14 protein-coding genes are annotated in these 19,584 nt (G+C 73.7%); 10 read left to right on the top strand and 4 right to left on the bottom strand.

The annotated features are described in order from the left end of the window. Positions 1 to 17 precede the first annotated feature (17 nt). Entirely contained in the window at positions 18 to 1,691 is a 1,674-nt protein-coding gene (locus CRYAR_RS28930; RefSeq protein WP_063725781.1) for a DUF4331 domain-containing protein, read from the bottom strand. A 216-nt stretch (positions 1,692 to 1,907) separates the two neighbouring features. After that, positions 1,908 to 3,017 carry a glycosyltransferase gene (locus CRYAR_RS28925; RefSeq protein WP_035856512.1) on the bottom strand — a complete coding sequence of 370 codons (1,110 nt, stop codon included), beginning with the start codon at positions 3,015 to 3,017 and terminating at the stop codon, positions 1,908 to 1,910. Positions 3,018 to 3,101: 84 nt separating this feature from the next. On the opposite strand from CRYAR_RS28925, the gene CRYAR_RS28920 reads away from it, so the two are divergent. Genes CRYAR_RS28920 through nhaA form a run of 6 tightly spaced genes read left to right on the top strand, consistent with a single transcriptional unit; the run spans position 3,102 to position 9,812 of the window. Beyond that, a complete protein-coding gene (locus CRYAR_RS28920) occupies positions 3,102 to 3,851 on the top strand; it encodes an NUDIX hydrolase (RefSeq protein WP_035856511.1) in 750 nt (249 codons plus the stop codon). After that, the gene (locus tag CRYAR_RS28915) at positions 3,848 to 4,786 is read left to right on the top strand and encodes a lipopolysaccharide kinase InaA family protein (RefSeq protein ID WP_035856510.1); all 939 of its coding nucleotides are present in this window, start codon (positions 3,848 to 3,850) and stop codon (positions 4,784 to 4,786) included. Before CRYAR_RS28920 ends, CRYAR_RS28915 begins: the two co-directional genes overlap by 4 nt. Positions 4,787 to 4,800: 14 nt before the next feature. Continuing rightward, the gene (locus tag CRYAR_RS28910) at positions 4,801 to 5,769 is read left to right on the top strand and encodes a hypothetical protein (RefSeq protein ID WP_035856509.1); all 969 of its coding nucleotides are present in this window, start codon (positions 4,801 to 4,803) and stop codon (positions 5,767 to 5,769) included. Then, the gene (locus CRYAR_RS28905) at positions 5,766 to 6,986 is read left to right on the top strand and encodes an adenylosuccinate synthetase (protein WP_035856508.1); all 1,221 of its coding nucleotides are present in this window, start codon (positions 5,766 to 5,768) and stop codon (positions 6,984 to 6,986) included. Before CRYAR_RS28910 ends, CRYAR_RS28905 begins: the two co-directional genes overlap by 4 nt. 20 nt (positions 6,987 to 7,006) lie before the next feature. Continuing rightward, positions 7,007 to 8,329, top strand: a complete 1,323-nt coding sequence (locus tag CRYAR_RS28900; RefSeq protein ID WP_169745094.1) for an MFS transporter — start codon at positions 7,007 to 7,009, stop codon at positions 8,327 to 8,329. A gap of 55 nt (positions 8,330 to 8,384) precedes the next feature. Then, on the top strand, positions 8,385 to 9,812 hold the full coding sequence (nhaA, locus tag CRYAR_RS28895; RefSeq protein WP_211247693.1) for a Na+/H+ antiporter NhaA: 1,428 nt from the start codon (positions 8,385 to 8,387) through the stop codon (positions 9,810 to 9,812). Here the strand turns inward: nhaA and CRYAR_RS28890 are convergent. After that, complete coding sequence (locus tag CRYAR_RS28890; RefSeq protein WP_211247692.1) at positions 9,783 to 10,295, bottom strand: DsbA family protein; 513 nt, start codon at positions 10,293 to 10,295, stop codon at positions 9,783 to 9,785. The two genes, nhaA and CRYAR_RS28890, sit on opposite strands and share 30 nt — an antisense overlap. Before the next feature lie 36 nt (positions 10,296 to 10,331). On the opposite strand from CRYAR_RS28890, the gene CRYAR_RS28885 reads away from it, so the two are divergent. The 3 genes from CRYAR_RS28885 to CRYAR_RS28875 all read left to right on the top strand — a co-directional run bounded on the left by CRYAR_RS28885 (position 10,332) and on the right by CRYAR_RS28875 (position 14,946). Then, complete coding sequence (locus tag CRYAR_RS28885) at positions 10,332 to 11,195, top strand: AraC family transcriptional regulator (RefSeq protein WP_035856507.1); 864 nt, start codon at positions 10,332 to 10,334, stop codon at positions 11,193 to 11,195. A gap of 87 nt (positions 11,196 to 11,282) precedes the next feature. Next, a complete protein-coding gene (locus CRYAR_RS28880) occupies positions 11,283 to 13,184 on the top strand; it encodes a maleylacetate reductase and hydroxyquinol 1,2-dioxygenase domain-containing protein (RefSeq protein WP_035856505.1) in 1,902 nt (633 codons plus the stop codon). Between the two features lie 13 nt (positions 13,185 to 13,197). Beyond that, a complete protein-coding gene (locus CRYAR_RS28875; protein WP_035856504.1) occupies positions 13,198 to 14,946 on the top strand; it encodes an FAD-dependent monooxygenase in 1,749 nt (582 codons plus the stop codon). On the opposite strand, the gene CRYAR_RS50370 is transcribed toward CRYAR_RS28875, so the two are convergent. Then, a complete protein-coding gene (locus tag CRYAR_RS50370; RefSeq protein ID WP_063725780.1) occupies positions 14,943 to 16,622 on the bottom strand; it encodes an ATP-binding protein in 1,680 nt (559 codons plus the stop codon). The genes CRYAR_RS28875 and CRYAR_RS50370 overlap by 4 nt on opposite strands. 226 nt (positions 16,623 to 16,848) lie before the next feature. On the opposite strand from CRYAR_RS50370, the gene CRYAR_RS28865 reads away from it, so the two are divergent. Next, positions 16,849 to 19,578 carry a tetratricopeptide repeat protein gene (locus CRYAR_RS28865; RefSeq protein ID WP_035856502.1) on the top strand — a complete coding sequence of 910 codons (2,730 nt, stop codon included), beginning with the start codon at positions 16,849 to 16,851 and terminating at the stop codon, positions 19,576 to 19,578. Positions 19,579 to 19,584 lie beyond the last annotated feature (6 nt).

Raw genomic sequence — 19,584 nt, 5'->3', positions numbered from 1 at the left:
TACGACCTGGGATTACGTCAGCGGCGGCGGCGTCGGCCGGCGCGTGACGGGAGGGTGGCCGTGGTGGGCCGGCGTCGGTGCCAGGCGACGAATCCGGCGATCGCGCACAGGATCGCGGTGGTGCTGACCGCCGTGACCAGCGAGACGCCGGTCGGGCCGAGGCGGTCGGTCAACGCGACGTTCGAGGTGTTCGTGACCTCGTTCTGGGTGTTGACGCCCTCCTCGTTCGGCAGCGCGACGAACGGGAACTCGTGCTGGAAGCGCGCGTCGTTCGACTTGACCTTGTCGCCGTCCTTCAGCGCGTCGACGAGCTTGCCGTTCTGCGCGGCGCCTTCCATCACCTGGATGGCGATGTCGACGACGTCGTCACCGAGGCGGCGGCCGTTCGGGAAGCCCTGGGTGTCGCCACCGATCACGCCGAGCACGTTCGGCTTCGGGTTGTGCTTGGTGGTGAGGTTCAGCCGCAGCATCTCCGACGCCCGGAACCGATCGGCGTCGACGTCCTTGTTCAGCAGCTGCGAGTTGAGGTCGACCTCGATCGGCCCGTCGAGCTTGGTGTTCAGACCGGTCAGGAAGATCTCGACCAGGTCGTCGCGCGGGGCGTCCGGTGCCGGGATCTTGTAGATCGCCTCGATCAGCTTCGGCAGCTCGGGGTCGGTGACGCGGTCCACGACCTCCTTGATGTCGGCGTCCTTGTCCGGCGAGAGGGAGTTGAACGCGTCCTTCAGCCCGGCGGGCAGCACGACCTCGTTGACCAGCGGCTGGCCCAGACGGGAGACCTGCACGGTGTCGCGGTCGAGCCTGGCCTTCGAGTCGCCGGAGAGCCGGTACTTGCTGCGCTCGGTGGTCGACCAGAGGCCCACGACCGGGTTGCGGCCGACCTTGTTCTTCAGCGCGATGGCCTCGTTCGGCACCTGCAGCGCGATCGTGTTGACGTTGTAGCCGGCCAGCGTGTCCTGGCCGGTCTCGCTCAGGTCGCCGCCGTAGAGCAGGTCGAAGACGCGCAGGTCGGCGAAGAACGGGTCGTCGGCCTGGCCGGCGAACGCCTTGACCTTGCCCTTCTTCTTGACCGCCTGCTTGCGGAGGTTCTTGTAGTCGGGCATCGACGCCTTGCCGGTGAACGACGGGGCGACCGGGGCGTCACGCAGGATCGTCTGGCTGTAACGCCGGCCGCCGTCGTACGACACGTCGAGCGTGTAGACCTGCTTGAACAGCAGGTTCTCGTCGTCGAGCGACGTGACCTCGCCGTTGTTGTAGAGGAACGTGTCGTTCCCGCGCTTGTCCTTGTTCTTGAACGTCCACCGGAAGACGACGTCCGGCTTGGCGTCACCGTCGTTGTCGACGTTGATCTTGTACGCGGCGTCGGTCGCGAACGGGTAGAAGTTCGGGCCGCCGTTGGGCTCCTCGAACGGCTGGAAGTTCGCGATCAGCATGGTCGAGCCGGGCGTGTCCGGGCTCGCGAACGCGTAGAAGTCCGTGTTGTCGACCGCCGGGTCCGCGGCGATCAGCGGGGCCTCCCGGTGGCTCGAGCCCTGCGCGTTACCCGGTCCGAGTCCGACCATGGCGGACGCGAGCGCGAGTCCGGCGGCCGCGAAGACGGCGGCGGCCCGGCGCGGGTTAGCGGAGCGCCGCGCGGAAGGTGGCAGCCCCGTCTCGGGGGTGCTCGATGGTCGCTGCGGCGTGCTGGTCATCCGGGGTCCTCCACGATGGATCAACCGTGAACGTGGTCATCCCGGGGGACGGCTGAGAATCCTCACAGGCTCAGCTGTGTGACGTGGACCACAATCGTCCGGAGCGAGCAACCCTCGCATTGCCGCTGCTCAGCGCACTTCCAGGGCAAACATGCGAGTTGCTGGACACAACCGATACCGCGTCAGCTGACCCCCCAACGGGGGCGTTCGCCGAAGTCAGCGGGCCGCGAACGCCTCCAGTTCCGGAAGCACCTGGGCGGGGGAGGGCATCGCGGCGATCTGGGCGGCCAGAGCCTGCGCGGTGGCGCGGTGCACGGGCTCGCCGAGGAGGGTCCTGGCGCACTCGGCGATGACGTCCGGCGTCACGTCGTCGCCGGTGAGGCCGAGCCCCGAACCCTGGGCGGCCAGCGCGTCGGCGTTGACGAACTGGTCGGCGCCCTGGGGCAGCACCAGCTGCGGCAGGCCGTGGGCGGCCGCGCCGAGCGTCGTGCCGCTGCCGCCGTGGTGGACGACGAGGTCGGCCTCGGCCAGCACGCGGGCCTGCGGGACGAATCGCGCGACCTGGACGTTCGACGCCACCGGGCCCAGTGCGGCCGGATCGCCGGGCCCGGTGGCGACGACCACCCGCACCGGGAGCCGGGCCAGCCCGTCCAGCGCGGCCCGGAACACCTCGATGACGTGGAAGGACACCGTGCCGAGCGTCAGGTAGACGAGCGGCCGGCCCGGCGGGCTCCAGGGCGGTGCCGGGGCGCTCCACGGCACCGGGCGCAGCGGGAACCGGGCCGGAACCGCGGCCGCGACCGGGTCGGCGAGCCCGGCCGGCCACAGGTCGAGACACGCGTCGCCGAGCATCGGGTCGGCGGGGACGTCGCCGTCCCAGATCCACTCGAACGACGGGGCGGCGAAGCCGCGGGCCTCGGTGGGCATCGAGCGGCCGATCGTCACCGACACCGCCGGGATGCCGGCGCGGCGGGCGGCGCCGGCCGCTCCGACGTCGCTCATCTCGTAGATCACCAGGTCGGGACGGTCGACCTTCAGCATCGGCTCGAGGTCGGCCAGCGTACGGCGGGCCAGGATGTCGGCGAACATCGTGGCCATGACCGCGACGACCGGCCCGTCGGGGTGGCGCTGCACGGCCTCGGCCTCGGCGACGCCGATCGACGTGCCGGCCTCGCGGGTGTCGAAGCCGAACTCGGCCAGCTGCGGCACGAACGTCGGCCCGGTCGCGATCGTGACCCGGTGCCCGGCGTCGCGGGCCGCGCGGGCCAGCGGCAGGAGCGGATAGAGGTGCCCGTAGGCGGGCCGGCCGGAGAAGAGAATCCGCATTGGACGACGGTAGCGCCGGTGGTCCCTCCGTGCTAGGTTCTTCTCAGTTCGAGTAATACTCAATCTGAGAAGAACGGCGAGCGAATGGATGAGCAGGCGTTCCTGGAGTCCTACGACCCGCGTGACTTCCCGGCGGTCGCGGTGACGGTCGACGTCGTCGCGCTGACGATCCGCGAGGGGTCGCTCCAGGTGCTGCTGGTCGAGCGCGGCGAGGCGCCGTTCGCCGGGCGGCTCGCGCTGCCGGGCGGCTTCGTGAAGTCCGAGACCCTGGACGACGCCGCCCTGCGCGAACTCGCCGAGGAGACCGGCCTCACCGCCGGCCACGGCGACCTGTCCCGCGTCCACCTGGAGCAGTTGCGCACCTACGGCGATCCGGGGCGTGACCCGCGGATGCGTGTCGTGTCGGTGGCCTACCTGGCGTTCGCGCCGAGCCTGCCCGATCCGCGGGCCGGCGGCGACGCGGCAGCGGCCGGGTGGAAGCCGGTGGAGGGCACGGGGGACCTGGCGTTCGACCACGGGCGCATCCTGGCCGACGGTCTCGAGCGGGCCCGCGCCAAGCTCGAGTACTCGCCGCTGGCCACCGCGTTCGTCGGGCCCGAGTTCACGATCGCCGAGCTGCGCGCGGTGTACGCGGCGGTCTGGGGCGAGGACCTGCACGCGGGCAACTTCCACCGCAAGGTGCTGTCGGTGCCGGGGTTCGTCGAGGGCACCGGCACGACGACGGCGCGCGGCGGTGAGCGCGGCGGGCCCAGGGCGAAGCTCTACCGGGCCGGCGACGCGCGCGTGCTGCACCCGCCGCTGCTGCGGCCCACCGCCGAGGAGGCGGTCCGGTGAGCGCCTTCGAGGACGCGGTGTTCGCGATCTTCGCCGCGCAGTCACCGGCCGACCTGTTCGACACCGAGGACACGTTCCGCCGGCTGCGCCGGACCGTGCACCCCGACGTCGCGCCGCTGGGCAGCGAGGGCATCGCGACGTCGGCGTTCACGCGGCTGACCGAGCTGTGGGAGGCGCGGCAGCCCGCGGTCGGGCGCTACTCGCTGGAGAACGGCCCGATCGAAGGGGACCTCGCGGACCTGTTCCGCAGCGGCACCGCGCTGCTGAAGATCGCCCGCGACCCCGCCGACAACGATCTGCTGGCCGCCGAGGCCGAGGCGCTGCGTCGCCCCAAGGACCGGCGTCACCGCGCGTACTTCCCGGCGCTGCGCGAGACGCTCGTCGTCGAGGACGACGGCGACTACCGGGCCGTGAACGTCCTGGAGCACTGCGACGGGTTCGTCAGCCTCGCCGCGGTGGCCCGGGCCTACCCGGACGGCGTCGACCCGCGCGACGCCGCCTGGATGTGGCGGCGCCTGCTGGTGGCGCTCGGAGCGGCGCACCGCGCGGGCCTCGTGCACGGGGCGGTCCTCCCCGAGCACGTGCTGATCCACCCCGGCGACCACGGGCTCGTGCTCGTCGACTGGTGCTACTCGGTGGCGCCGGGCGCCGCGGTGCCGGCGCTGGTCGAGCGGTACCGCGACGCCTACCCGCCCGAGGTGCCCGGGAAGCGGCCGGCCACACCGGCCACCGACCTGTACCTGGCGTCGGGCCTGATGCTCCGGCTGATGGGCGGCCGGGCCCCGGCGGCGCTCCGCCGCTTCGCGAACGGCTGCCGCCTGACGGCGCCACGCATGCGCCCCGACGACGCCTGGCACCTGCTGGGCGAGCTCGACGAACTTCTGCAGGCCCTCTACGGGCCGCGCAGGTTCCGCACGTTCACCGTCCCGGCCTGACGAGGAGGCACACCATGGGAAGCGGACGCTGGTCCACCGACGTCTACTCCGCCGCGGCCGACTACCGCGCGACCACCGGAACGAGCGCGTTCGCCTACAGCGACAGCGGCGCGCGCACGGTCCACTCGACCCTCGACCCGCACCGGGTCGCCGCCCGGGAGAGCCGCGACAGCGACGAACACCCGCGGAGCACGCCGATCGCGGTGCTCTTCGACGTCACCGGATCGATGGGCGGGGTGCCGCGGACCCTGCAGACCAAGCTGCCCCAGCTGCTCGGCCTGCTGCTGCGCAAGGGCTACGCGACCGACCCGCAGGTGCTGTTCGGCGCGGTCGGCGACGCCACCTGCGACCGGGCCCCGCTGCAGGTCGGGCAGTTCGAGTCCGACAACCGGATGGACGACGACCTCGCCAACATCGTGCTGGAGGGCGGTGGCGGCGGCCAGATGCAGGAGTCGTACGAGCTGGCGATGTACTTCCTGGCCCGGCACACCGACACCGACGCCACCCGCCACGGCCGCCGCGGCTACGTGTTCCTGATCGGCGACGAGCTGCCGTACGCGTCGGTCAAGGCGGCCGAGGTGCGCCGGGTGATCGGCGACGACCTGCGCGAGGACATCGCCACCGAGGCGATCGTCGCCGAGCTGAGCCGCCGGTACCACGTGTACTACCTGCTGCCCAAGGGCGCGGCCTACGCCGGCGACCGCACCGTGCTCCGCCGCTGGCGCGACCTGCTGGGCGAGAACGTCATCGAGCTCGACGACCTGAACGCGGTGTGCGAGACGATCGCGCTCACGATCGGCCTCAACGAGGACGCCGTCGACCTGCACGCCGGCCTGGCCGACCTGGCCGACCTGGGCTCGGCGGCCGGCGCGACCGTCGGCAAGGCCCTGATGCCGCTCAGCCGCGCGGTGAACCGGCGCGGACGTCCGGTGCGCGCGTCGCTCCCGGCCGCCCGCCGATCGTCGGGGAACGTCCGGATATGAGCCACACGATCGTCGTCGACCTCGGGTACGGGGACGCCGGCAAAGGGCGCGTGGTGGATCTGCTCTGCGCGGACGCGGACGTCGAGACCGTCGTCCGGTTCAACGGGGGTGCGCAGGCCGGCCACAACGTGGTGCTGCCGGACGGGCGGCACCATACGTTCGCCCAGTTCGGGGCGGGCACGTTCCGGGGCGTGCCCACCCACCTGTCCCGGTTCGTCGTCGTCGACCCGCTTGCGCTCGCCGCGGAAGCGGCCCACCTGGTCTCGGTCGGGGTGCCGGACCCGTTCGCGCTCCTCACGATCGACGAGGACGCGCTGCTCGCCACCCCGTGGCACGCGGCCGCGAACCGGGTCCGGGAGCGGCGGCGCGGGGCCGGACGGCACGGCAGCTGCGGGCTCGGCGTCGGGGAGACCGTCGCCTACGCGCTGACCCACCCCGGCGAGGCGCCGCGCGTCGGGGACGTGTTCCACCCGGCGCGGCTCCGGCAGCGGCTGACCGCGGTCCGCGACCGGCTGACGGCCGCGGTCGGCCCGCTTCCCGCCCCCGACGTCGAGGCCGTGCTGGCGGTGCTCGCCGCGTTCCGGGACGCCGTCCGGATCGTGGGTCCCGGCTTCCTCGACGACGCGCTGCGGAGGGGTCCGTGCGTCTTCGAGGGGGCGCAGGGGGTGCTGCTCGACGAGTGGTTCGGGTGGCACCCCCACACGACCTGGTCCACCACCACGTTCGCGAACGCGCTCGCGCTGCTGGGCGGGGTTCCGGCCCGGCGGCTCGGCGTGGTGCGCACCTACACCACCCGGCACGGCGCCGGGCCGCTCGTCACCGAGGATCCGGCGCTGCGGCTCCCCGAGCCGCACAACGGCACCGGTGAGTGGCAGGGTGCGTTCCGGCGCGGCCACTTCGACGCGCCGGCCCACCGGTACGCGGTGGAGGTCTGCGGCGGCGTCGACGCGCTGGCGGTGACGCACCTGGACGTGCCGCCGGCGGTGGAGGTCTGTCGCGGGTACCGGGGGCTGGACCGGATCCCGGTCGGCCGGCGCGGTGATCTCGAGGCCCAGGAGCGCCTCACCGCGGTGCTGCTCCGCACCGGCGTCGGGGAGCGGTACCGCCCGGACGACTGGCCCGCCGCCGTCGAGGCCGAACTCGGCGTCCCGGTGGTTCTCGGTACCGACTCCCCGCGCGGTGCGCCGGCGTTCGGCCGGGAATCGCTCACCGCCTGACGAGGACGAAGGTGTCCGCAGTGAAGAGCCGAACCGCATTGACCGACGTCCACCGGCTGCGCGTCGTGGTCGTCGAACCCACTCCGGCCGGGTCGGGCAAACGGGCGTTCCGTCACGCGTGTAGACATCGGACCGTGCGACTCACCCCGTTCCGGACCCTGTGGGCCGCGGTCGGGCTCTCCAACCTCGCCGACGGCATCAACGTGGCGGCGGCTCCGCTGCTGGCCGCCACGCTCACCCGGGACCCGGCCGCGATCGCCGGCCTGCTGGTGGCCCAGCGGGCCCCGTGGCTGCTCTCGATGGTCTCCGGCGCGCTCGTCGATCGCCTCGACCGGCGGCGGATCCTCCAGGTCACCACCGGGGTGCGTGCGCTCGTGCTGGGCCTGCTCGCGCTCGCGATCACGCTCGGCTTCGCGTCGATCCCGCTGCTCTACGTCGTGTTCGTCGTGCTCGGTCTGTGCGAGACGCTCGTCGACAACGCGTCCGCGGCGCTGGTCCCGGCGATCGTCCCGGCGGCCGGGCTGGAGAAGGCGAACGGCCGGATCCAGACGACGTTCGTCGTCGCGAACGAGTTCGCCGGGCCTCCGGTGGGCGGGTTCCTGCTCGCGATCGCGCTCGCGCTGCCGTTCGCGGCCGGGGCGCTGGGCCTGGTGGCCAGCATGGTCGTGCTGCTGTTCCTGCCCCGCGTGCCCCGGGCCGAGCCCGCGGCACGCCGCTCGCTCTGGGCCGACATCCGTGACGGCGGCCGCTGGTACTGGCACAGTCCGGTCGTCCGCAGCCTGTCGTTCCTCTCCGGGGTGGGGAACGCGATGACCGGTGCCAGCTACGGGTTGCTCGTGGTGATCGCCGATCGGCACCTCCACCTGAGCCCGCACGGCTACGGGATCATGCTCGCGGTGGGCGCCGTCGGGGCGGTCGTCGGCGGGCTGGTCGCCGACCGGGTCGCCCGGCTCGTGCCGCCGGCGGTGCTGATCTCCGGCACCTGCGTGATCTCCGCGGCCGCCGTGGCCGGGCTCGGTTTCGTCACCCACCCGGCGGGCGCGGCGGCGCTGCTCGCGCTCGACGGTTTCGTGGTGCTGATCCTCGGCGTCTCGATCGTGTCGACGCGTCAGCGCCTCGTGCCGTCGGAGATGCTCGGGCGCGTCAACGCGGTCTACTTCACGGTGGCGCTCGGCGGGCTGGCCGTCGGCGGCCTCGGCGGCGGGTTCCTGGCGCGGCTCGCGCTGCCGTTGCCGTTCGTCGTCGGAGCGGTAGCTATGCTGCTCACGACGGTGGCCGTGCTCCCGACGATCGGTAAGCTCCCTCGCGTGATCGATACAGCGCGGGAGAGCATCGGTGAGTAGTGCGCAGCCGCTTCCGGGACGTCCGGGCCCGGCGCCGCGGATAGGTTTGCCCTATTTGTCGCCCGGGGTCAGGGACTTCCTGTCCCGGGAGGCCGGCAGCGCCGCGGTTCTGCTCGTGGCGACCGTCGCGGCGTTGGTCTGGGCCAACCTGCCCGGTGACACCTACGACGAGTTCTGGCACGTCGAGGTCTCCGCCGCGGTCGGCACCTGGTCGCTCGACATGGACCTGCGCCACTTCGTCAACGACGCCGCGATGTCGATCTTCTTCCTCGTCGTCGGTATGGAGATCAGCCGGGAGGTGTCGGTCGGCGAGTTACGCGACCGGCGCACGGTGATCGTCCCCGCACTCGGCGCGATCGGCGGTCTCGCCGTGCCCGCCCTGATCTACCTGGCCTTCCAGCCGAGCGGCCCGGCCGCGGCAGGTTGGGGCATCCCGATCTCCACCGACACCGCGTTCCTGGTCGGCGTGCTCGCGCTGTTCGGGCCGCGCTGCCCGGACCAGCTGCGGCTGTTCCTGCTCACGCTCGCGATCGTCGACGACATCGGCGCGATCGGCGTCATGGCGATCTTCTACAGCGACCACGTGTCGCCGACGGCGCTGGTGATCTCCGGCGTGCTCGTCGTGGTGCTGCTCGCCCTGCGCTTCGCCGGGGTGTGGCAGCTGGCGCCGTACCTGCTGGTCGGGCTGGCCCTGTGGGTGGCGGTGTTCGAATCCGGTGTCCACCCGACGCTCGCCGGGGCGCTGCTCGGCCTGATCATCCCGGCCGCCGCGGTCGACCCGGCCCAGCGCCAGCGCCTGGCCTACTACGGCCGGGCCGTGCTGGAGGCCGCCACCCCCGCCCGGGTACGGCTGGCGAACACGGCCGCGCGGGCGACGGTGTCGTCGAACGAGCGGTTGCAGGAGTCGCTGCACCCGGTCAGCGCGCTCGTGGTCCTGCCGCTGTTCGGGCTGGCCAACGCCGGGGTGCCGCTGGACTGGGAGACGCTACGCGCGGCGTCGACGTCCGGCGTGACGATCGGGATCGCGGTGGCGCTGGTCGCCGGCAACACGATCGGCGTCTCGCTGTTCGCCGGGCTCGCGCTGCGCACGGGGCTGGGTGCGCTGCCGGGGCGCGTGCGCTACGGACACCTCATCGGTGGCGCGATGCTCTGCGGCATCGGGTTCACGATCTCGCTCTTCATCACCGACCTCGCGTTCGACGACGAGCGGCTGCGCCAGGACGCGAAGATCGGCGTGCTCGCGGGCTCGCTGATCGCGGCCGTGCTCGGCTCGCTGCTGCTGCGTTACCTGGGCGAGCGGCTGCCGCTCTGCACGATCGACAGCGAGGACGGGCCGCCCGCGCTGCCCACCGGCGACTGGCTCGACCCGACGATCGCACGCGTGGCCAGGGCCCGGAGCGTGGTGCTGGCGGAGCCGGCGCCGGCAGCGCCGCCGGCGCCCGCGGGGGACGCGCTACCGGTTGAGCCCGAGCGCGGTGCGTAGTTCGCGGAGTTCGATGCGGCCGGTGTAGAGCCGGTCGTCGACGAACAGCGTCGGCGTGCCGCGGACCCCCGCGGCCACGCCGGCGGCGTAGTCGGCCTGGATCGCGGGCTGGAACGCCTGCGCGGCCGGGCCGGTGACGCTCGCCGGGTCGGCCACGCCCACTTTCGCCGCCCATACCTCCAGGTCGGGGTCGGCGAGCTTGGCCTGGTGCTTGAACAGCACCCAGGCCAGGTCCCAGAACTTGTCCCCGGCGGCCTCTGCGGCCAGCGCCGCGGTCAACGCGAACGGGTGCACCTGGAACAGCGGGAAGTGGCGGAACACCAGCCGGACCCGCCCGTCGGACTCGTCGATCAACTCGTGCAGCACCGGCGCGGCCGCACCGCAGTACGGGCACTCCAGATCGCCGTACTCCACGACGGTGATCGGCGCCTCGGGGTTGCCGTAGACGTGGCGGTTCAGGTCGATGGCAGGAGCCTCAGTCACGGGCTCAACGGTAACCCGAGGCGTTACCATGCGGCGATGGAGGAGCTCTCGCTCGCCGACACCAACGGCATCCTCCGCCAGCCGTGGGTGCGTCCGTCCCGTACCAGCGCCGGCCTCGGCTGGCCGGACTTCTACGTCTCGACGCAACGCGAGCAGCCGTACGCGGCCGAGTTCGGCGGCGCCCACAGCCACCTCGTCATCCTGCACCGCGACGGGCCGGTGACGGTCAGCCGCGGTGCGTTCGCCCGCACCGTGCCGCCGGGCGGCTTCTTCGTCCACCCCGCGGGCAAGGATCTGGACGTCGAGCTCCGCGGCCCCCTGGACACCGTGCACGTCTACCTCAGTGACCACGCGCTCCAGGGTGCCCACGACGGCCCCGCCGTCGACCTCGCCGAGGAGCTCGGCACCGAGGACCCGCTGCTCGAACAGCTCGTGCTCGCGCTCGACGGCGTCCTCACCGCCTGGGAGCCCGCCGCGCGCACCTACGTCGACCAGCTCGGCAGCCTGCTGGCGGCGCAGCTCGTGCGCGGGCACAGCAACCGGTCCCCGTCGGCGGTGCCGCCGGCCCGGCGCCGGCCCGGGCTGGACGATCGCCGGTTCGCTCAGGTGCGCGCGCTTCTCGACGCCCGGCTGGCGCAACCGGTGCCGCTGAGCGAGATGGCGGCGGTGGCCGGCCTGAGCGTCAGCCAGTTCGCCCGGCAGTTCAAGGCCCGCACCGGCCTGGCACCCCACCAGTACCTGCTGCGGCTGCGCGTCGACGCGGCGGTGTCGCTGCTGCGTGACCCGGCCCGGCCGATCGCCGAGGTCGCCACCCGCTGCGGTTTCACCCACCAGGAGCACCTGACCCGCGTCCTGCGCGCCCACCGCGGCACCACCCCGGCCGCGCTCCGCCGCGGTTAGCGGTTTCGTGCAGCAGGATCGTGCAGGACCCGCGGCCGGTCGGTCGCGATACTGGGCGGGTCAGCGACGACGAGTTCGGGAGGCACCGTGCGTAGCTTCGAGCACACCGCGTCACCGGTCCGGGTGGTGTTCGGCGCGGGCACGCTCGGCACGCTGCGGTCCGAGGTCGAGCGGCTGGGCCGGCGCCGCGTGCTGCTGGTGAGCGGAGCCTCGCAGCCGGACGTCGTCGACCGGGCGGCCGACCGGCTCGGCGACCGGCTCGCGGGCCGGTTCGCCGGCGCCGCGATGCACACACCGGTCGAGGTGACGGCCCGTGCGCTGGAGTCCGCGGCCGACGCCGACGTCGTCGTCTCGATCGGGGGTGGCTCGGCGACCGGTCTGGGCAAAGCGCTCGCCGTGCGCCTCGGCGTCCCGCAGATCGCGGTCCCCACCACCTACGCCGGCTCCGAGGTCACGCCGACGCTCGGCGAGACCGGGAACGGCGTCAAGACGACGCGCAGCGCACCGGAGATCCTGCCCGCCACCGTGCTCTACGACGTCGAGCTGACCCTCGGCCTGCCGGTCGCCACGTCGGTGACCAGCGGCGTCAACGCGATGGCGCACGCGGTGGAGGCGCTCTACTCGCCGGAAGCGAACCCGGCCGTCGACGCGCTCGCCGAGCAGTCGATCCGGCTGCTGGCCTCCGGGCTGCGCCGCATCGTCACCGACCCGGCCGACCCCGACGCGCGGGCCGACGCGCTCACCGGAGCGTGGCTCGCCGGTACCTGCCTCGGCGCGGTCGGCATGGGCCTGCACCACAAGCTCTGCCACACGCTCGGCGGATCGTTCGGCCTTCCGCACGCCGAGACCCACACCGTCGTGCTCCCGCACGCGATCGCCTACAACGCGTCCGCCGCCCCGGAGGCCGTGGCCCGGGTGGCCGGCGCGCTGGGCCGCGAGCGGGACGCCGCGGCGGCGATGTACGACTTCGTCGTGGAGGTGGGCGGGCCCACCTCGCTCGCCGACCTCGGCTTCGCGGCCGGGAACGTCCCCGAGGCGGTCCGGCTGGCCACCGCCGAGCCGTACCCGAACCCGCGGCCGGTCACCGCGGACGGCATCACCGCGCTGCTCACCGACGCGCTGGCCGGCACCCGGCCGGCCGGGACGCCGGACTTCTCGTGGCTCACCGACCAGGTCGTCGCGAGCTTCGCGCACACGCCGGACCCGCGCATGCGCCGGCTGCTGACCGACCTGGTCCGCCGCCTGCACGGGTTCGCGAACGACAACGATCTCACCCAGGACGAGTGGCAGTTCGCGATCGACTTCCTCACCCGCACCGGCGAGATCACCAGCCCCACCCGGCAGGAGTTCATCCTGCTCTCCGACACGCTCGGCGTCTCCAGCATGGTCGACCTGCTCACGAACTCACGTACCACCGAGACCACGCCCTCGGCCGTGCTCGGCCCGTTCTACGTCCCGGGTCCACCGGCCGTGGCCGCGGGCGCCGACCTCTCCGGTGATCTGCCCGGCACCCCGCTCTGGGTCGACGTCCTGATCGAGGACCGGGACGGAACGCCGGTCGGCGACGCCACCGTGGACGTCTGGCAGAGCAACGAGGACGGGTTCTACGACCTGCAGCTGCCCGACCTCGAAGGGCCGGTGCTCCGCGGCCGCCTCACCAGCGACGCCGACGGGCGGGTCCGGTTCTGGACGATTTTGCCGAGCGAGTACCCGGTCCCCGTCGACGGACCGGTCGGGCAACTGCTCGACGGCACCGGCCGCCACCCCTACCGCGCGCCCCACCTGCACTTCCTGATCGAAGCGCCCGGCCACCGGCAGCTGATCACGCAGCTCTTCGTCGCCGGTGGCGCCTACCTCGACTCCGACACCGTGTTCGGCGTCAAGGACGACCTGATCGTCGACTTCGCACCCGGCGAGGGCACACCGCCGGACGGCCGCGCGCTCGACGGCGGCTGGCGCCGGCTCACCTACACGTTCCGCATCGACTGAGCGGGGTCCCACCATGTCCACTGTGGAAACCGATGTCCTCGTGGTCGGCAGCGGCCCGGCCGGCGGTGCCGCCGCGCTCCTGCTGAGCACGTACGGCGTCCCCAACGTCGTCGTCACCAAGTACTCGGCGCTCGCCGACACCCCACGGGCCCACATCACCAACCAGCGCACGATGGAGGTGCTGCGCGACGCCGGTCTCGAGGACGTCGTGACCGCGCAGGCGACACCGCAGCACCTGATGGGCGACACGCCGTTCTGCACGTCGCTGGCGGGGGAGGAGCTCGGGCGGCTGCACACCTGGTACACGCATCCGGCGCGCAAGGCCGAGCACGATCTGGCGTCACCGACGTCGATCTGCGACATGCCCCAGCACCTGATGGAACCGGTGCTCGTCAACGCGGCGATCGCGCGCGGGACGAGGTTCCGGTTCGACACCGAGTACCTGGGTCTCGAACAGGACGCCGACGGCGTGACCGCCACGGTGCGCGATCGGCTCCGCGGCGACGACTACCGGATCCGGGCCAAATACCTGATCGGCGCCGACGGCGGGCGCAGCCAGGTCGCCGCGGACATCGGGCTGCCGACGGTCGGACAGATGGGCGTGGCCGGCAGCATCAACATCGTCTTCGAGGCCGACCTCACCAAGTACGTGGCCCACCGCCCGAGCACGCTGTACTGGGTGCTGCAGACCGGCTCGGACGTCGGCGGCATCGGGATGGGGCTGGTGCGCTGCGTGCGGCCCTGGCACGAGTGGCTGATCGTCTGGGGCTACGACATCGACGGCGCGCCGCCGAACCTCACCGAGGACTACGCCCGGCAGATCGCGCACATGCTGATCGGGGATCCGTCGGTGCCGGTGACGATCACGTCGTCCTCGGCCTGGACGGTGAACCACCTCTACGCCGAGCGGTACTCGAGCGGGCGGGTGTTCTGCGCCGGCGACGCCGTGCACCGGCACCCGCCCTCGAACGGGCTCGGATCGAACACCTCCATCCAGGACGCCTACAACCTGGCCTGGAAACTGAAGCTGGTGCTGTCGGGGGCGGCCGGGCCGGAGCTGCTGGAGACCTACAGCACCGAGCGCGCGCCGATCGGCAAGCAGATCGTCGACCGGGCGAACCAGAGCATCGGGGACACGCGCCGGATCTTCGACGCGCTCGGGTTGCTCTCGACCTCCGACCCCGAGCAGATGCGGGCCAACATGGCCGCGCGCAAGGACCCGGGCGCCGAGGCGGAGAAGCAGCGGCAGGCGCTGCGTGAGGCGGTCGCGTTCAAGGACTACGAGTTCAACACGCACGGCGTCGAGTTGAACCAGCGGTACACCTCGTCCGCGGTGGTGCCGGACGGGGGCGCGGCCGAGAACCCGCGTGACGACGAGTTGTTCCACCACGCCACGACGACGCCCGGCGCCAAGGTCCCGCACGCGTGGGTGGGGCGGGGCGCGACCCGGCTGTCCACCCTGGATCTCGGTGGTCAGGGCCGGTTCACGCTGCTCACCGGCATCGGCGGCGAGGCCTGGACCGCAGCGGCCGAGGGGGTCGGCGCGGCGCTCGGCGTCGAGATCGCGGTGGTGCGGATCGGTCCGGGCGCGGACTACGAGGACCTCTACGGCGACTGGGCCGCCGCGCGCGGTGTCGGCGACACCGGCGCGGTGCTGACCCGCCCCGACAACTACGTCGGGTACCGCGTGCCGTCCCTGCCCGAGGATCCGAGGAGCGCGTTGGAGGGCGCGCTCCGGCGAATCCTCGCGCGCACCGACTAGGACGCGCCGGCGCCGGGGCCGGGGTCCGCGCGGTCGGCGCCGGGCGTCGGCGCCACCGGGCTCTCCCCGGCCGGGGCCGAGCCGGGCCCCGGCGGCGTCGGCTCGGGTGCCGGCGGCGTCGAGCCGGGCCGCGGCGGCGTCGAATCGGGTGCCGGCGGAGCGGGGCGGGGGGCCGGGAAGAGGCGGCCCAGGGCGGGGAAGTTGGGGGCCGGGCGGGCCGGGGTGGCGGCGGCCCGGACGGCCTCGATCTGCCGGCGCAGGTCGTCCTGGCTGATCGCGGTCGCGGGCGTGCCGGTGCGCGCCTCGCGCATCGCCTTGGACAGCTGCGCCCTGCGCAGCACCTCCTTGAGGTCCGCGCCGGTCAGCCCCTGGCTGAGCGTCGCGCACGCGACGATGTCGACGTCGTCGGCGAACATCCGGAACCCCGGAACCTCGTGCTCGACGATCTGCTGGCGGATCATCTTCGCGAGGATCTGCGCGCGCCCGGCCGGATCGGGGGCGGGCACCGCGAGCTTGATGTCGAACCGCCCCGACCGCACGAGCGACGGGTCGATCCGCTCCGGGAAGTTCGTCGTCGCCACCACGAACACGTTCGGGTTGGCGTCGATCAACGTGTTCATCTCCTGCTTGAAGATGCCCGCGACCGAGTTGATCGCCTGGCTCGCGGCGTCGCCGCCCTCGCTCGCGTACCCGATGATCGTGTCGAACTCGTCGAACAGCATCACGGTCGGCTCGGTGTAGCGCCGGGCGTCGCGGAAGATCTGCTTGATGTTGCGCTCGGACGCACCGAGCCACTTGTCGAGGATCTCGGTGGTGCGGATCTCGCGGAACCGCGCCCCGATCTCGTTCGCGAGAGCGCGCGCGAGCATCGTCTTGCCGGTACCGGGCGGCCCGTAGAACAGCGCGCCCTGCGGACGCTTCGCCCCCCACCGGGCCAGCGCCTGCGGGTGCCGGAACGAGGCCGCGATCTCACGCAGTTCCTGCACGATGTCGTCCAGGCCGCCGACCTGGTCGAGCGTCACCCGCTCCGGGCTCCCGGAGGTGGCCGAGACCGTGACGACCTGGCCGGTCAGCGCGTCCGGCGAGGTGGCCTCGGCGACCGCGTCGAGCACCAGACGGCAGAAGCCCTCCAGGTGCTCGACGCTCAGCTCGGCCGCCGGCACCGTCGAGCGCAGCGCGATCGTCCGCTCGGTGGTCTTCGCGGTGGCGACCAGACCGCTCGAGGAGTCCCGGACCTCGGACTCGACGTCGATGATCGTGACGTCGGCGGGCTCGGCCCCGGGAGCGGGGCGTTCGGGTTCCAGGCGGCGGGAGACGTTGGCGAGGAAACCGCCGACGCCGTCGACGATGCGGGTGGCCCAGGGATCGCCGGACTCGACCCGCTTGGACAGGAACACGCCGATCGGGTCGTTGCCGAGCACCGTGAGCCCGGCCCGGTCCGAGGGCTCGGTGCCGGTGCGGATGCTGGCGTCGAGGTACGCGTCGAGCTCGTCGCGCGTCACCGTGACCGACACCGCGCGCACCGGTGGCGGGAACGCGACCCCGCCGAGCAGCTCGACGCGCTGGCCGTCGTCGAGAACCAGGATCCGTTCGGCGTCCACGAGCGTGACCGTGGCGCCGGCGTGAGTAAAGGTCCGCAGGTCCGGACGCACCGGATAGCTGGCGTCGGTCTCCATCATTCGTTGCTACCCCACGGGGTCAACCTCAACCCGGCTTGTCCTCCGTCGTTACGCTTCCGGAGCAGAGCGCTGGCGCTGGCCAACCGGGTGCGGTTGGCACGCGCCGGCGAAGTGCCGGCGCGTCGTAGGGGCGGTAATCATCAGTTCTAGTCGAGCCGAGGTACGCATGTTCGGCAGGCGGCGACGGGAGCGTCGACCGGCCGAACTGTCCCCTGACACCCTTTTGCGCGACCGGGTCGTCGCCGGTCACACCCTGCTGGCCGAGGGGCGCACGGCCGAGGCCGAGCAGACGCTCATCGAGGCGTTGCCGCTGCTCAACGCCATCGGCCCGCACGCCAACTCGTTCCTGACGCTGCGCCTGCTCGGGCAGTGCGCACGCACCACCGGGCGGCTCGACACCGCCCGCGCCTACTACAGCCGCGCGCTCGACGTCGCCGAGGCGCTCGGCGATCCCGACCTGGCCGGTGCGGCGGTCAGCGGCATGGCGTTCGTCGAGCTCGCCGCCGACGATCTGGGCCGCGCCGACGAGTACTTCCGGCAGGCCGTGCAGCTGGTCCGCACGTTGGCGCCGGGGCCGGGCCGGGTCGCGGTGCTGCGTAACTACGCCGACCTGCTCGTCCGGGTCGACGACCCGCGGGCGGCCACGTTCTACCAGGAGGCCCTCGACCAGCCGGGGCTCGACGCCGCGAGCCGGGCGGCGATGCTCGTCTCGCTCGGGCGTGAGCTGCACCGGCGCGGGCGGGTCGCCGCCGGCACCGAGCGGCTGCGCAGCGGGGCGGCGCTGTTCGCCGAGGCCGGCGTGGACTCCGAGACGTACGCGGCGCTGGTGACGCTGGCCGGGCTGGCCCGCCCGACCGACCCCGCGGTCGCCGCGGACGCGTTCGCGCGGGCCCACGACCTGGCCCGCGCCACGCTGCCGCCGATCGACGTCCGGCACTACACCGACGGGTTCGCCGCGCGGGTGCGTCAGGTGGAGGCCGAGACCGAACGCCGCGCCGCCACCGGTGAGCTGCCCGCGGTGGCGCCGCCCGCGGTGCTGGCCGCCTCGCAGGGGCTCGGGCCGGACGGCGTGCGCTCGGTGATCATCGGTGCGCCCGCGATGATCGGGCAGCGGTCGCTGGAGGAGGGTGTCGCGCTGACCGCCGCGGGCCGCTTCGCCGACGCCGACGCGAAACTCCGGATGGCCGAGGTGATGTGGTCGGCGCTGGGCGCCGCCCACGTGCTGCCCCGGGTGTGGGTGGCGCAGGCCCGGCTGGCCGCGTCCCGGGGCGAGGCCGGTGCGGCGCGCCCGCTGCTCGACCGGGCCCGGGTCCAGGCCGCCGCGCTGGGGGACGCCCGCACCGAACTCGCCGCGCTGACCGCGCTCGCGGAGTCGGTGGTCGAGACGGCCCAGCCGCGTCCGCCGGGTGGGGAACTCCCCGAGGACCTGCGTCTGCTCGACGTGGTGGCGCACGCGTCCGCGCTGGCCGAGTTCCTCGCCGAGCGGGGCGAGCCACCCGAGACCGCGGACGCGGCGGCGGCCGCGCTGTGCGTGCGCTACAACGCGTTCGACCTGGCCGAGCACTACCTCCGCCGCGCGGCCGCCGGGGGTGGCCCGGAGGGGCCGCGGGCCAGCGCGCTGGCCGGGCTGGTGACGATCCTGACCCGGCGCGGGGTGGGCCGGGCCGAGGAGGTCGCGGCGCTGCGGGAACGGCTGGCGTCGATGGCCGACGGGAGCGCGGATCCGCTGGTCCGGGCGGCGGCCGGTGGTGCGGTGGGGCGGATCGCGGTGGCCGCGGGCGAGTGGACCGACGCGACCTGGGAGCGGCTGCGCGACGCCTGCGCGGCGTACGACGCGCTCCGGGCCCACCCGGCCGGGCCGGACCCGCACGTGGAGCCGCCGTACCTGACCGCGGCCGAGGCGGCGATCCGGCTGGGCCGGTTCGCCGAGGCCCTGACCCTGTGCGAGGCCGCACCCCCGTCGCCCGCGTCCGCGTCGCTCGCGACGCCCGTGCCCGCGGGCGCGGTGCGGGTGGTGTTCGTGCCCGGTGCGTGCGGGGTGTACGCGTTGACCGCCGTTCCCGGTCGGCCGGTGATCGGCGAGGTCGTGTCGTCCGCGCCCGGCGGCCCGTCCCCGGCCCGGTGCGCCGCGGTCGTCGACGCCGCGGCCGCACTGGCCGGACCGGGGTCCGCGCCCGTCGTCGTCAGTGCGCTCGGCGCGCTCTACGGCTCGGCGGTGCACCGCACCGCCGACGGCTCCACCCGCCCCGGTGTGTCGCTGCTCCCCACCGCGTCAGCGCGCCCCCCGCACCCGCCGACCGCGCTCCCGGGGCGGCGGGGTGCCGTGCTCGTCGACCCGGCCGGGAACGACTCGTTCGCCGGCATCGCCGGTGCGCACGCCGCCGCCCGCTGGGACACCGAGGTGCGGCCGGTCACCGCGGAGGCGCTCGGCGCGGTGCTGACCCCCGGCTCGGTCGTGCACCTGGCCGGCCGGGTCGTGGTCGACGAACGGCGCCCGGAGCGCACCGCGCTCCTCCTGACCGGCCCCGAGGGCGGCCCGGACGCCGCCGCCGACGTCGCCGGCCTGGCCGCGCTGCCCTGGGCCGGCACGATCGTCGTCCTCGGCCCCGGCGACGGCGGCGTACCGGCCGTCCTCGTCCGGACCCTCCTGGAGGCCGGCGCCCTGGCCGTGGTCGCCAGTGCCACCGCGGTGGACGGCCTCACCACCGCCGTCCTCACGTCCTGGCTCCACGACGCCCTGACCACCGCCGCCGACGACCGGCTCACGGTCGCGTCCGTCGACGAAGCCCTCGCCGCCGTCCAGAAGCGGCTGGCCGCCGCTACCGGCGACGACCTCCTCACCTGGGCCGCCGACCGGCCCGCTCTCTGCGCCGAGCAACTCTCCGTGATCACCGACCGCGCCGAACTCAAGCGCCCGTTCCCGGCCGGCGCGCCGTTCGTGACGTACGGCTAACGGCGC

Source organism: Cryptosporangium arvum DSM 44712, assembly GCF_000585375.1.
GTDB classification, from domain to species: Bacteria; Actinomycetota; Actinomycetes; order Mycobacteriales; family Cryptosporangiaceae; genus Cryptosporangium; species Cryptosporangium arvum.
The sequence above is the reverse complement of the archived record's forward strand: the minus strand, read 5'-3'. Positions and strand labels throughout refer to the sequence as shown.

What these genes read in the sequence shown, in the direction of transcription:
- CRYAR_RS28930 (WP_063725781.1), bottom strand. Translation starts at nt 1,691, where the DNA reads ATGACCAGCACGCCGCAGCGACCATCGAGCACCCCCGAGACGGGGCTG.
- CRYAR_RS28925 (WP_035856512.1), bottom strand. Translation starts at nt 3,017, where the DNA reads ATGCGGATTCTCTTCTCCGGCCGGCCCGCCTACGGGCACCTCTATCCG.
- CRYAR_RS28920 (WP_035856511.1), top strand. Translation starts at nt 3,102, where the DNA reads ATGGATGAGCAGGCGTTCCTGGAGTCCTACGACCCGCGTGACTTCCCG.
- CRYAR_RS28910 (WP_035856509.1), top strand. Translation starts at nt 4,801, where the DNA reads ATGGGAAGCGGACGCTGGTCCACCGACGTCTACTCCGCCGCGGCCGAC.
- CRYAR_RS28905 (WP_035856508.1), top strand. Translation starts at nt 5,766, where the DNA reads ATGAGCCACACGATCGTCGTCGACCTCGGGTACGGGGACGCCGGCAAA.
- CRYAR_RS28885 (WP_035856507.1), top strand. Translation starts at nt 10,332, where the DNA reads ATGGAGGAGCTCTCGCTCGCCGACACCAACGGCATCCTCCGCCAGCCG.
- CRYAR_RS28875 (WP_035856504.1), top strand. Translation starts at nt 13,198, where the DNA reads ATGTCCACTGTGGAAACCGATGTCCTCGTGGTCGGCAGCGGCCCGGCC.
- CRYAR_RS50370 (WP_063725780.1), bottom strand. Translation starts at nt 16,622, where the DNA reads ATGGAGACCGACGCCAGCTATCCGGTGCGTCCGGACCTGCGGACCTTT.